Here is a 13,905-nt window from a genome sequence, read left to right on the forward strand (position 1 = left end):
ATAGCCGCAACAGATGATGAAATCATTAACACCATGTGCAGAATAGGACTTCATGATATGCCAGAGGATCGGTTTGCCACCAATTTCCACCATCGGCTTGGGCTTTGTTGATGTTTCCTCACTAATACGGGTTCCCAATCCTCCCGCCAGAATAACAGCTTTCATTTAATTCCCTTACTCTTCAATTTACTACCCGCAGGCAGGCCCAGGTATACCCGCTATTCAATTATTTTTTCCCGCCCAAGCATTTTTCAGAGCGCTCCAACGATATTTGCTGCCCTCATCATGAGCAGACCGCAAATATGCATCACGCATCAATGCCAAAAACAATGCCAAGAATCCACCACCGACAAATCCCAAAATAATAATAATCATTTTTTTCGGTTTTGATTTTTTTTCTGCCGGTACTGCACTATCGAGAATTTGTATGTTCGACGATTCTTTGGCCTCGTCTATTTTTGCCAACTCATACTGTTTTGACAGCAATTCAAATATGGTTTCCTGATATTTAACATTACGCAAGCTTCGTATATATTCAACCCCCACCTCAGGAATCTTTCCGGTTGGCACCATCAAATCGCCGTCCTTGGATGATTTCCCTGTTTTCAATCTACCAAGTTGAGCTTGATATCCTTGTATTTCCCCCTGCAAACGCATAAGATCTGGATTGTTATTTGTTGCAAAGCTCCGCATTGCATTCAGTTGCACTTCTTTGGCTGCAATCGTTCCTTCCAACTGGGCAACGTTACGGATAATGCCCTCGACTTGTCCATCCAATTGCAGCATGCCAGTACTTTCCTGTGTCTTGCGCAAAGCAATTTCGGCATTCGCCAAGTCGTCTTTAACCGCGACTAACTGTTTTTCAAAAAACAGGCGGCGCTGCGCAGCATCGGTTATCGCAAGGCCCTTGGTCAAATTCGACAGCTCAATGACAAAGGCATTGGCTATTTGGGCCGCAAATTTCGGATCTTTATCTTCGACCAGCACAGAAATAGTTCCGGCTTTATCATTAACGACAGTCGCCATGCCGTCCAATTTCTTGCGCGCCTCGTCTAATGTTTCCACATCAAAGCGTGTTTTCAAATCAAATTGACTTATCAGTTTGTCTGCGATGGTTCGACTTTGCAACATAGCAACATACAAATCATTAGGATTTTTCAACCCTGCAATGCCGCCGGCGGCTCCAGCCAGCCCGCCAAGCTGTCCCAACATGGCAGAGACTCCCGAGCTTTGCTGCTGAGGAGGTAAAATGACTGCTGTCGATAAAAAAGTCGGCTTAATCAGGAATGCAACAGCGATTGCCAACACTCCCGTTACCAACGGTACCATAAACAATATTTTTTTTTGCCGGGCAAGTGCAGTCAATATATCCAATAAGTGAATTTCATCATTATTTTCATTCATCGGTACGCTCTGCTCTCTATTTTTTAATTGCTCAGACATCTTTTTCTCTCGGTTGATAACCCGTCATATTTTCAGCGTCACCAAGGTTCGTTTGTCTTACGCATATCGCATAACTATCAAGATACCCTGGCATCTACTTGACATTAGTCTTTCAGCACCTTCAAACCAGCCGCACCCAAACCAAACTGATAAAAAATAGCTGTCCATTCCTTCAAGCTCTGCATGAACGTGCTGCGTTCGATTTTTTCAGGCACCACGACGGTATCACCCGGATTCAACGCCGTGCCGCCAAGGCCACCGAACCAGCCGGTGCCTTGGCCGCTTTTCGCCGTGCCATCCGCACGAATCACGTACATTTCGGATTTATCCGCATTCGCGGTGATGCCACCAGCTTGCTGTACATAGTCGTTGACCGTGCGCTGTGAGCGATAAACGAACGCGTTTTGCTGGAAGACAGAACCCAGCACATCCACGGTGCCGGGGCGGCGCGGGATCAGGATCGAGTCGCCGTCCTGCAAGGGCAAATCGGGCAGGTTTTTCACTTGCGTATCGACGCCAGGCAAATCGAGCACAATGCGGCCTTCTGCCTTGACGGTGCGCAGTTTTTGCACGATGCGGCGCTGCTGCTCGACTTCAGCAGCCGTTTTTGCCGCATTCTCCTTGTCGCCACTCGAGGAGATGCGCTGGGTCGCATTCGATTCCAGGTCGCGCTCAAAGCGGTCGGCCACCTGGTTCAATTTGATTTGCTGGGCGCGGCGTACGGATTCGCGGTTCAATTGGGTGGCGTACAGGTAGCCGTTTTCATTGGCACCACCGACACGGGCGATCAGTTCGCGCAAGGTTTCACCTTTTTTCAGCAAGAAAATACCGCTCTGCTTTGCTTCGCCAGCCACGCGCACGTATTCATTCTGGATTTGTGCCTGGACGGGTACAGCGCCTGGTGCGAACACGCGCAGAATATCGGTAGGCTTGACGGCAATGCCGGCCAACTGGCTGCTGGAAACGCCTTTGTCGGCTACCAGTTCCAGCACGGTTTTATATTGATTGTCGATGTTCTTTTCGACCACGATCTGCTTGGTTTCCGCCGCCGAATCAAAACCGCCGGCCCAGCTCAGTACATCAGCCAGTGTCGCGTTGCCTTTCAACTCGAAGATGGCCGGTTGCTTCACGCTGCCCGTCAAGGCCACCAGCGGGCCCACCTCAGGAATATAGATCACGTCGCCGTCGCGCAAGGTGACGTCACGGCTCTTGTCGCCGTTGACCAGCATGTCATACAGGTCGAACGTGGTGACGGTATCCTTGCCGCGCTTGAGCTGAATACTGCGCATGCTGCCGGTAGCGTCCGGACCGCCCGAGGTAAACAGGGCGTTGAGCAGGGTGCTCATGGAATTGAGGGTATACGTACCGGGACGAACGGCATGGCCAACCACGTAGACCTGCACGGCACGCGTTTGCGCAATGCTCGCAGTCAAGTCGAAATTGGTGTATATCTTGCCGATGGCCTTTTTCAAATAGCCCTGCAAATCCTTGTACTGCACGCCGCTGACCTTGATGGAGCCGACGCGTGGGATGAAAATCGCACCGCTGCGGTCAACCGTGGCGCTGACGTCAATGTCAACCATGCCCCAGCCGCGTACCTGCAACTCGTCACCCGTGCCAATCACGTATTCCTGGTTCACCTGGACACCATCGAGCGGCGCAAAGGTGGACGGCACGTCACCGAACAGATCCTGGCCAAAGATACTCAATTTCTTACCGGTCACGCCATCGACATACTCTTCGAAAGCCCCGACTGGCGCATCAACATCAGTACCAGTACCCACAATGCTCCGTTTGCCGTTACTGTTGACGGGGACTTTTTTTGCCTGACGCTGCTCACCGCGTCCGCTGCGAATACTGGGCAAACTGCTGCCGCCCATTTCATTCGCCTGTGCACGAGAAATATCCGTGCGGGGCATGTCAGTTACGCCAAGTTCCTGTTCGACGGCATAGGCCGAAGTTGCACCCAGCAGGAAAGCCGAGAAAATCATGTGTTTCACGAAAGGCGGGGGAGTACGAAATTGCTTTTTCATGCTGGTCTTTGTCTGGATGAATGTTGTATGAGTAAAGGGAGCGCCATGCGCGCTTAATACTTGCCCTGCCAGGTCACGCTGATTTCTTTCGGGCCGGGATTGATCGACAAACCCGATTTGCTCTGGTCGCGCTGCGCGTGCCACAGCCAGCTGCCCATGGCGTAGCCCAGGATGCCGCCGGCGACCGTGTCGGACACCCAGTGCTTGCGGCCGAACACGCGGCCGGCGGAACCCACGGCGGCCACGCTGTACAGCCAGGGCGCATCGTACTCCTTGGCAAATGGCGTCACGGCAGCAAAGCCGATCGCGGCATGCGCGGAAGGGAACGACGAGTTTGAACGGGAACTGCCGCTGCCGACGCGGCTCCACGCTCCGAGGTCTTCCTCTGGTCGGGCGCGGCCAAACGCATATTTTCCGGCCACTGCCACGCCCGTTGCCGCGGCAACCGATTGCAGGGAAATGAGTCCCGTATTTTGCATGCGCTCATCGCCCAAGGCGAAGGCGGCGGCAGCGGCGCCCACTGACGCGTATGGCATGGCCTTGCCCAGCTTGTCCCAGTTGCGGTAGACCTTGGAATCCTCGTGCTTCTTGACGAAACGGTCGACGGGCTTGTCGCTCAAGGCGGAGGCCAGCACCACGCCGCCGATCAGGGCCGTGGCCTTGACCCACTCGGCCGGTTGCGGCAAGGCGGAAGACGATTGCTCCAGGCGCGCGCGCATGGCGGGCCATGGACTGACAAACGGCCGGTCTGGCGGATTGACGGCAGGCAGGTGCTGTTCGTCCGGGCGCTCGGCAAAGTTGCCCAGGCCATCGTAGCTGTGCATGTCGGCACGCGGGCGCTCGAACATGTCGTACAGGTCGCCAGGCGAGGCCACCATCTGCCCCACGTCGCGCGTCCATGGCGCAATGGCAAAGCCGGCCGTTGATTGCGTATCCATCGGCAACATACTGTTCAGCGGCACGGACAGGAAGATGCCACGGTCCTGATACGGCTTCGACGGCGTGCCAGGGCTGGTGATGTCGTTGCCGTTCGTATGCGTGTACCACGCGCCGACTTCGATGCCGGACTGGAAGCGGCGCTTGAACTCCACGCGCACGCCCGTGTCTTTGGCCAGGAAGCGGCCGGCGCGCGCCGTCACGGTAATATCGTGCGGCAAGCGGTAATGCAGGGAACCGATCGCCGTCACCGTCTTGTAGTCGCGCGAATCGAGCAAGCCCTTGTAGCCACGCTGCTGCAAGGCATCGACAGCCACGTCGGCCGCCCAGCGGCTATCCTTCGGCAGGTACAGCACCTGGCCGCCCACGCCGCGGAACATGTCTTCATACAGGCCGGCCGACATGCGGGTATATACGCGCTCGGCGGGATTGTTGTATTTGTTCAGCAAGACGCGGCTCAGCGAGAACCGCCCGCCGCGCAAATACTCCGCGATATCGGTACGCACGTGCGGCAAATTGCTGTTCGATGGCTGCTTGACGCCCGATACGGTTTCCAGCAACTGCAGGCTGGCGGCGCTATTCAGGTACAGGCCGTCGCCGAGGCGGCGGTCGTAGTTGGCCACGGCCGAGATCGAATAACGGAAGGCACCGCTCGGGTCATTGAAGAAGAAGCCCACCTTGGGAGCGACCTTGAAACGGTTCGCTTCCCGGTCCAGCGATTTGATTTGCACCACGTCGCCATCAACGCCAACGCCGACGGCCAGCTTGCCATCGTCCTGCAGGACATTGGCGGCGTTGGCGGGAGCCGGTGCGGAAACGGCAGGAGCAGACGCCGCGGGCGCCATGGCAGTCGCGGAAGCGGTGGCAAGTACCGGCGCGGGCGCAGGTACTGGTGCAGGTGCTGCGGCAACGACGGGGGCCGGCTTGTCGAGGAATTCCTGCAGCCAGCCTTGCTGATCGTCCCGGATGACATCGCTTTTTTCAGGGTAGCGCAGCAGCACGACGTCGAGGAAGGCCTTGCGGTCGATCTTGCCTGCCAAATAGTCATTCAGTTTTGGCAAATCAAAGAATTCGTAGGTGGCGATTGGCTGGTCCAGCTTGGTATACGTGATGCGCAAGGTCGTCACGCCCTTTGGCGCGAAGGCGACAGCCGTGCGCGCGGCACGGCCAACGGCGCGACCCATGTTCGAAATCCGGCTGTTAGTCAGACTCAGGCTCAGGACATTGCCTTCCTGCTCGACACGGATGTTCTTGTAGTCCTGCTTCACCAGGGCATTGACCAGGTCGGCGCCATACACGGCGTCGCGGTGCCATTCTTCCTTGCTTGGCAGCGGTGGCGGATTCTTGTCATCCACGAAATACGGCGGTTCGTACACCTTGGGGACAAACTCGCGTTCGCCAAACGGAATGCTGATATAGGCGTTCACGCTGAACTGGTCGCGGTTACGGGCCGCTTGCAAGGCAAGCCAGCCCCAGCGGTACTCCAGGCCCACGGACGCGCCTTTGCGGCGCTTGCCGGCGTCCGTTTCGCTGGCACGGAAGTCGCGCAAGTAATTCGTTGTATCGTATTCGGCCACCACCGACCAGCGTGGCAGCGCGGCCGGTGTCCAGCGCGCGCCGGCGAACACCCCGTCCGGGCGTTTATGAGCATAGCCGAGGCTCGCTTCGATATTCTTGCTGACGCCAAATGTCTTGGTGGCAACCACATATTGGCCCTTGAACAGCTCGGTACCGAACAAATCCGTCATGCCGACGGCAACGGACGGCATCCACTCCGTTTCTGTCCACAGGCGCAATTTGCCGTCGACGACTTTATCCTTGTAGCGGCCATAGCCACTGCCATATTCACCGGGCACATTGGTAAAACCGGGTATGCCCGTTATCGACACATAACGTCCCGTCATTTGCAGGAAAGGCAGGATATTCGCCGTCGCCCATAACTGGCCATACGGGCTGTCGTAGCTGTAGCCGACGCTGAAGGTACCATCCGTTTCCACCACGGCGCTGGGCATATTGATATACCCGGACTGGCCACCATGATTCGGGGTCGCGGCCATCACCGAAGGCGCGCCAAGCACCAGACAGCCACACCAGGTATATTTGATTGATTTTCTGAGTACGCTTAACAAATCCGGCTACCTAAAGATCCTGCACCTGGAATTCCTGACAATGTCTTCAGAAAATCAATGAGCTTGGGGAAAAGTGAATGAAACGAAAAAAGGCCAACCCACGGGCATCTTGCAATGCCACGTATCAGTTCGCCACTAAAACTAGGCACTCCCGGGCAACAGATCGTTGCTTAATCATGCCTCAGGAATATATGTCGCAGAATTTTAACATTGTTTTCTTGTAGCAAATGCTTAACTTGTTTCCCTAGCGCCACACCTGTCCCTGCACCGCAAACGCCGCCTGCGGCGCTGCGGCAGGCGGGAAAGGTCACTTCAAACTGCCAAATACTTTGCCGATAATCTTGCTGCCATATGCGAGCGGATTGCTGCGGATGGCTTTTTCTTCCTCGCCGATCATCAGGTACAGGCCGTCAAGCGCACGGTCCGTGACATAGCCTTCCACCGTCGATTGCTGCTGCGGCACCAGTCCCGTCTTGCCGATCTGGCTCATGGTGCTGTTGTACTTGCTGGCCAGGCCGGAACGGTCGGTAACGGATTTCACGATGGGCAGGAATTTGACGGCCAGGGGTGCCGATGTCTTCTGGCGGAAGAAATCCGTGACGGAGGTATCGCCACCGGACAGGATATTTTTTGCATCGCTCACGCTCATCGATTTGACAGCGTCGAGCAACAATGGCTTGGCCATGGGCACGGCCGATTCGGCGGCACGGTTCATCGACACCACCAGATCGTCCAGTTGCTGGCCGCGGCCCGTCATTTTCAGCAAGGGCTTGGCTTGTTCCAGGATGCTGGGCAACTTGATCTTCACCTTGTCGTTATTGAGAAAACCATTTTCGATGCCCAACTTGGCAACGGCGGCGGCCGATCCGGCTTCCAGCGCCGCCTTCAAGCCATTGCTCGCATCCTGGTTACTGAGGGCATCCAGGGGACCGGCGGCACCTGCACCGGACGACAGCAACACCAACGTGCACAGGAGGACGGCCGAACGGCCAGGGAAAGGGTTCAGGCGCATAGTTTTCCTTTTCTAAAGAATAGACAGACTACCTTCTGCTGGAACCTTAGCACATCAAAACTGCAAATACTGCAGCAATTTTTTGCGTGTTGGGGGAAACAAGGGGTGCCACAGATGGCGAAGGGAAAGGACTATACAACACCGGCTGTTGTATCCGCGCACGCTAACGCCGGCGGCATAGTTTAGAACCTATCCCAGCAGATGAATACATCTCCTGCTGGCGCGCCTCGGAAGCGGGGACTGCGTTGATCGTCGTCGCGTGGCTCGCCACGCATCCTCCTCACGCCTTGTCCGCGCTCCCGAATACGCTGCCAGCAGAAGACGCTCCCTACCGGGATAGGTTCAGCCTGCTATCGCCGCCAGCTGTTCGCGCACCCGCGCCAGATCCGTCTCGCGCATGCGCGCCGCCGTCTGGCGCAAGGATTTTTCCGCGCCCGACACGCCGGCCGCCGCCGCCATCGACAGCCAGATGTAGGCCTGCTGCAAATCGAGCGGGCCGCCCTGGCCGCTGGCCGCCATCAGGCCCAGATTCATTTGTGCCCGCGCATGGCCCTGGCGCGCGGCCAGTGCATACCAGTCCCAGGCGGCGGCATAGTCCTGCGGCACGTCCTGGCCATTGTCATGCCGCAGCCCCAGCGCAAACTGGGCCAGGCTGTGGCCTTGTGCTGCGGCGCGACAATAACAGGCGCAGGCCAGCTGGCTGTCGGGCGCAGGACCATCGTCGCGGTCGTGCAACACGCCCTGCATGTATTGCGCCGGCGCGTAATCCTGCTCGGCGGCGCGGTGGTACCACTCCAGCGCCAGCGACAGATCCTGCGGCACGCCCTGGCCATGTTCATAACGCAAACCCAGGTCGAACTGCGCCCGCACATGTCCCTGGTCGGCCGCCTTGCGATACCAGAAGATGGCTTCCTGCGCATCGGCAGGCATGCCCTGCCCGTGCTCATGCAACAGTCCCAGCTGGTACTGCGCGGCGGGAAAGCCCTGCCCTGCCGCCTGGCGGTAGAACACTTGTGCCTGGGTATAGTCCTGCGCGCCATGCTCATGGTGCAGGCCCAGGTTGTGCTGGGCCGCCGCGTGCCCCTGGTCAGCCGCCTTCACGTACCACTCGAGTGCCGCCTGCTTATCGCAGGGCACGCCCTGGCCATTGTCGTAGATCAGTCCCAGATTGAACTGCGAACTGGCGTGGCCCTGCTCGGCCGCTCGCCGGTACCAGGTGATCGCCTGCCTGCTGTCCTGCGGCAGCACGTCGCCATTTTCATAGCGCAGCGCCAGGTTGAACTGGGCCGGCGCATAGCCTTGCTCGGCCGCCTTGCGCATCCAGGCCGTCGCTTGCTGGCGGTCCTGGCGCACGCCCTGGCCATTGTCGTAGCGCAGGCCCAGGTTGAACTGCGCGCGCGCATAACCCTGGTCGGCCGCCTTGCGGTACCAGGCGATGGCTTGCACAAAGTCCTGCGGCACGCCCTTGCCATTGTCATACATCATGCCCAGATTATTCTGCGCGCCCGCGTCACCCTGTTCCGCCGCGCGGCTGAACCACAGCATGGCTTGTCCGCTATCTTGCGCGAGCCCCTGGCCCTTGGCATACAGCCAGCCCAGGTTGTATTGCGCCGCCGCGTAGCCCTGCTCGGCCGCCTGCTGGTACCAGTGCGCCGCCTGCGCAAAATCCTGTGGCACGCCCTGCCCCTTCTGGCACATCACGCCCAGGTTGTATTGCGCGTGTTCGAGCCCCTGCGCGGCGGCCAGGCCATACCAGTGCAGCGCCAGCGCATAGCTTTGTTCGATCCCCTGGCCATTGAAATGCATGAAACCCAGGCTGTGCTGGGCGTTCGCATTGCCCTTCTCGGCCAGTCCTTTCAGGCGCAGGTAGTCAGCCGTGTAATGAGCAGCCGTGTAGCGGGGGTCGGCAAGCGGCACGGTCAAGCCTCGATGGCCAGCGTCTGGGACAGCGCGGGGGCCGCATCAGCGATCAGGCGGTTCTGTTCCTGCAGCACGCCGATGAAACTGCCCAGAGAAATGGGCCGGTGGTACAGATAGCCCTGCATCGTGGTGCAGCCCTTGTCCTGCAGGTAGCGCGCCTGTCCTTCCGTTTCCACACCCTCGGCGATCAGGTGCAGGCCCAGGCCGCGCGCGATCGAGATGATGGCAAGGATGACAGGGTAGTGTCCGTGCTCGTCGTGGATTTCCTTCACAAACGACTGGTCGATCTTGATGGTGTGGATAGGGAAGCGGTGCAGGTACGACAGCGAGGAATAGCCGGTGCCGAAATCGTCGATGGCGACCGACACGCCCAGCTGGCACAGCTTGTTCAACTGCTCGATCGCATACTGCGGGTTGCGGATGCAGATGTTTTCCGTGATTTCCACTTCGATCTTTTCAGGCGCGATGCCATAGCGCGTCAGGGCGCCGCGCATCTTCTCGAAAAAGTCGCCCCGGTCCAGGTATTGCGGCGACAAATTGAGCGACAGGCGCACGGCCTCGCCGCCAGCCGCGTTCCACTGCACCAGGTCGCGGCACAGGGCGCCCAGCATCCAGTCCGAGATCGGCAGCATCAAGCCGTTTTCCTCGGCGAACGGCAAAAATTCGCCGGCCGTCAGCAAGCCCCGCTGCGGGTGGTTCCAGCGCATCAGGCCTTCGGCGCCAACGATGCGGCCCGTCATCACGTCCACCTGCGGCTGGTAATACATCTCCAGCTGGTTCAGCTCCAGCGCCTTGCGCAGGCTCTGCTCGAGGGCGATCTTCTGGTGCGACACGTCGAGCATGGACTCGTGATAAAAACTGTGGCCATTCTTGCCCAGCGCCTTGACCTGGTACATGGCGATGTCGGCGTGGCGCAGCAGCTCGTCGATGGTCTCGCCGTCGCCCGGATAGATGGCGATACCGATCGAAGCCGAGATATGCACCTGGTTGCCATCGAGGTCGAACGGCTGGTGCAGGCATTCGAGGAATTTGTCGGCGATCAGGCGCGCATCCTGGCGGTCGCGCAGTTCCGGCAGCACGATGGTAAATTCATCGCCGCCCTGGCGCGCCAGGGTATCGCCGCGGCGCAAACAATCCTTCAGGCGCAGCGCCACCTGCTGCAGCAGTTCGTCGCCCTTCACATGGCCCAGGGTATCGTTGACCAGTTTAAAACGATCGAGGTCGATGAACATCACGGCCAGTTCCGTCAGCTTGCGCCGCGCCTGGATCACGGCCAGGCCCAGGCGGTCCTTGAACAGCATGCGGTTCGGCAGGTCCGTCAGGATGTCGTGGTAGGCCTGGTAGGAGATGACTTCCTCGGCACGCTTGCGGTCTGTGATGTCGCGCGCCACGCCGTAGGTGCCGAAGTACTCCTGCTTTTTCGCTTCCTGATCGTGGCTGTGCATGCCGATCGAATTGAGCGGAATCGTCATCAGCGTGTTATTGAAGGTACGGTCGCTGCCGCTGCCGCTATGGCACTTCAGGCGCAGTTCCACATTGCGCGAGGCCCGCTCGTCGAGGCGGCGCTCATTGAAGGCATAGCGCGCCCGCTCCTGGTCTTCATCGTGCACGAGGATGGAATAATGGCTGCCGATCAGCTCTTCGCGGCTAAAGCCCAGCAACTGATGCACCCTGTCGTTGATGAAAGTGATACGGCCTTCGTGGTTCAGGGTATAGATGATGTCGGGCGAGCTGTCGACCAGGTAGCGGTACATCTTTTCCGAGTTTTCCAGCTGCAGCGCGATGCGCTCGTTCTCCAGCGCCAGCTTGCGCTTTTGCAGCGCATTCTCCACCGTCTTGAGCAGCTCCTCGCGGCTGTACGGCTTGCGCAGATAATCGTAGGCGCCACGCTTCAGGGCGCCGATGGCCGCCTCGATGCCGACGTCGCCGCTCATGACGATCACGTCGCCCTCGATGCCGCGCCGGTTGATGTGGTCCATGATTTCATGGCCGCTCATGTCGGGCAGGCGCAAGTCGAGCAGGATCAGGTCGAAGCGCAGTTTCGACAACTGCGCCAGCGCCTCGCTGCCGCAGGTGGCCGTGTACAGCTGGTAGCCGCGGTCCTTCAGCAATTCGTGAAGGGAGGCGAGCAAACGGGGCTCGTCGTCGACCAGCAGGATGCGCGGGCTGTTTTCCAGGTCAAACGGAATGGCGGAGGAGTTCATGGACGTTACGAAGACAAAGCGGTATTGCCGGGCGCGGGCAGCGCGGCTGCAGCACTCGCTGGCAAGGGAATGGGCAGCAGAATTTCAAACGAGGTGCCGGACTTGCTGCTGCGGCAGCCGATCACGCCATGCAGGCGGGTGACCAGGTCATGCACGATGGACAGGCCCAGGCCGTGATGCGCCCCTTCCTTGCTGCTGCGCACAGGGGAAAACAGATTGGCCAGCACTTCCGGCGCCAGGCCGGCGCCATTGTCGCTGACGCACAATTCCAGGTACAGGCGACGGTCGCGGTTGACGTGGCCACGGTTCGCCACTTCGATGCGTCCGCCATCGGGCAAGGCTTCGACGGCATTTTTCAGCAGGTTGAGCAGGATTTGCTTGAGCATGTCGGCATCGGCCTCCACCTCGCATGGTGCATCCTGCATGCGCGTGACCACCTCGATCTTCGGCGGCAGGAAGTCGGTGGCGCGGAACAGCCGCAGCACATCGTCGACCACGCGCGCGCAATCGGTCACGCCGCTGGCCGCCACCGGCTGCAGGTCGGCCAGGCCGCTGATCAACTGGCCGACCCTGTCGATTTCCTCGTTCAGGATCGACATCTCGCCCGTGACCGGCTCCTGCTTCTCCAGCTTGTGATCGAGCACGCTCAGGTAGTTCTTGATGATGGACAGCGGGTTATTCACTTCATGCACGACGCGACGCGACGCGGCGCGGTATTCCTCGGCCACGTGATCGAGCTGGCGCCGTGCCAGGCCGCGCGCGCTGATGGCCGTTTCCAGCGCCGTGGCGGCCTGGTTGGCATAGGCGCGCAGGAAACCCTCGCGCTTCTGGCACGCGGGAATCTGCCACGCCGCCACGCCGCCAATCAACACGCCCAGGCTGCGCTGGCCCGCCACTAGCGGCACGCAAACCAGGCTGTCGGTACCGAGAATGCGGAACAACTGCTCTTCGACGATGCCCAGCGCCGGCATGTCGCGCTTCAGGAACGCCAGTTGGCACTCCAGCGCCGAAGCGGCCAGGGGCCCGCCCTTGGCCAGCGGGATCGAGAAGCCGGCCAGACGCTGCTGATGTTCGCCCGCCTCCACGCCGACGAGCGCATGGCCGGTGGGGTTTTGCAGCAGGATGACGGCGGTGTCGAAATCGAACAGGATGCGCGCCGAGCGCGTGATGGCTTCCAGCAGGCTGCTTTCTCCCTGCTGGCGGGAGAAGGTCTGGCCCACTTCGGACACCAGCACCATATTGCGCACTTCATCGGACAGGCGCAGTTGCACCGGATCGACGGATGGCGGCGCATACGCGGGCGGCGTGGCGATGTCGTCCGCGCCGGCCAGGTCGATGCCCAGGTGCTGCGCCGCCTGCGCCACCTGGCGCACGACGCTGCCGGCCAGGTCTTGCAGTACGTCGACATCCAGCGCGCACAGGCTTGCCGCCTGCGTGATCGATTCCGCATCGTCGGTATGGCAGCACAGCAGGTGCGCCAGGCGCACGATGCGGATCAGGGGATGGCTCGCTTCCAGGCGCGCCAGCGGTTCGTGGTGATACAGCACGCTGTCGGCCAGGAAGGAATCGAGATGCCAGCGCTCGATCAGCCAGGCCCCCGCTTCAGCATGCGTGATCTGCAAGGTGCGCTGCTCCACCGCGCACAGGGCGGCATCGTCGCGCGCCGTGAAATTGAACGCGTATTCCTTCGGCGCCGTGGCCAGCAAGGCCAGGCGGCCCACGTTGTGCAGCAAGCCGGCCAGATACGCTTCCTCGACATGCGGATAGGCCATGGCCTTGGCCAGCGCGCGCGCCATGACGGCGGCCGACAGCGAACTTTTCCAGAAGGCGCGCAAATCCGTGCTGCCGGAATGGGGAAAGCTGTTGAAGGTCTGGAAGACGGATTCGCTGATGACCAAGGTCTTGATCATGTCCGTGCCCAGCGACACGAGCGATTGCTCCAGGCTGACGACCTTGCCCTGGCGATGGTAGGCCGAGCTGTTGGCCACGCCGAGGATCTTGCTGGTCATGCCCGCATCCTTGGCGATCAGGGCGGCCAGCTCCGGCATGCCGGCATCGTCGGCCTGCAGGTGGGCGATCAGCTTGATGAGAATCTGCGGCATGGCCGGCAGGCGGGCAATCAGCAGGCGATTGCGAATATCTTGATCAGATTGATGCATCGTATCAGGCATTGCCGGTTCGAAAAGGATGAGCGCTTAGCAGCGAAGCGCGGCCACGTCAGAGGAATC

8 protein-coding genes are annotated in these 13,905 nt (G+C 59.6%); all 8 read right to left on the reverse strand.

Annotation, left to right across the window (positions count from 1 at the left end; all coding sequences use genetic code 11):
* Nucleotides 1-165 (reverse strand): sugar phosphate nucleotidyltransferase (locus NCG91_RS22505; protein ID WP_251351359.1); only part of this gene is annotated, 165 nt, incomplete at its 3' end.
* A gap of 57 nt (nucleotides 166-222) precedes the next feature.
* Nucleotides 223-1,443 carry a GumC family protein gene (locus NCG91_RS22510; RefSeq protein WP_099666288.1) on the reverse strand — a complete coding sequence of 407 codons (1,221 nt, stop codon included), beginning with the start codon at nucleotides 1,441-1,443 and terminating at the stop codon, nucleotides 223-225.
* 104 nt (nucleotides 1,444-1,547) lie between these two features.
* On the reverse strand, nucleotides 1,548-3,476 hold the full coding sequence (locus NCG91_RS22515) for an SLBB domain-containing protein (RefSeq protein WP_251351279.1): 1,929 nt from the start codon (nucleotides 3,474-3,476) through the stop codon (nucleotides 1,548-1,550).
* A 53-nt stretch (nucleotides 3,477-3,529) separates the two neighbouring features.
* The gene (locus NCG91_RS22520; RefSeq protein ID WP_251351280.1) at nucleotides 3,530-6,424 is read right to left on the reverse strand and encodes a YjbH domain-containing protein; all 2,895 of its coding nucleotides are present in this window, start codon (nucleotides 6,422-6,424) and stop codon (nucleotides 3,530-3,532) included.
* A gap of 424 nt (nucleotides 6,425-6,848) precedes the next feature.
* Nucleotides 6,849-7,553 carry a DUF4197 domain-containing protein gene (locus NCG91_RS22525; protein WP_251351281.1) on the reverse strand — a complete coding sequence of 235 codons (705 nt, stop codon included), beginning with the start codon at nucleotides 7,551-7,553 and terminating at the stop codon, nucleotides 6,849-6,851.
* Between the two features lie 342 nt (nucleotides 7,554-7,895).
* Nucleotides 7,896-9,470, reverse strand: coding sequence for a tetratricopeptide repeat protein (locus NCG91_RS22530; protein WP_251351282.1), 1,575 nt, complete (start codon nucleotides 9,468-9,470; stop codon nucleotides 7,896-7,898).
* A gap of 2 nt (nucleotides 9,471-9,472) precedes the next feature.
* Nucleotides 9,473-11,677 carry an EAL domain-containing response regulator gene (locus NCG91_RS22535; protein ID WP_251351283.1) on the reverse strand — a complete coding sequence of 735 codons (2,205 nt, stop codon included), beginning with the start codon at nucleotides 11,675-11,677 and terminating at the stop codon, nucleotides 9,473-9,475.
* A gap of 5 nt (nucleotides 11,678-11,682) precedes the next feature.
* Nucleotides 11,683-13,836: an HDOD domain-containing protein gene (locus NCG91_RS22540; protein WP_251351284.1), complete on the reverse strand. Its 2,154-nt coding sequence runs from the start codon at nucleotides 13,834-13,836 to the stop codon at nucleotides 11,683-11,685.
* Between the last annotated feature and the right edge of the window lie 69 nt (nucleotides 13,837-13,905).

The sequence above is a fragment of the Janthinobacterium kumbetense genome (genome assembly GCF_023703445.1).
Classification (GTDB): Bacteria; Pseudomonadota; Gammaproteobacteria; order Burkholderiales; family Burkholderiaceae_D; genus Janthinobacterium; species Janthinobacterium kumbetense.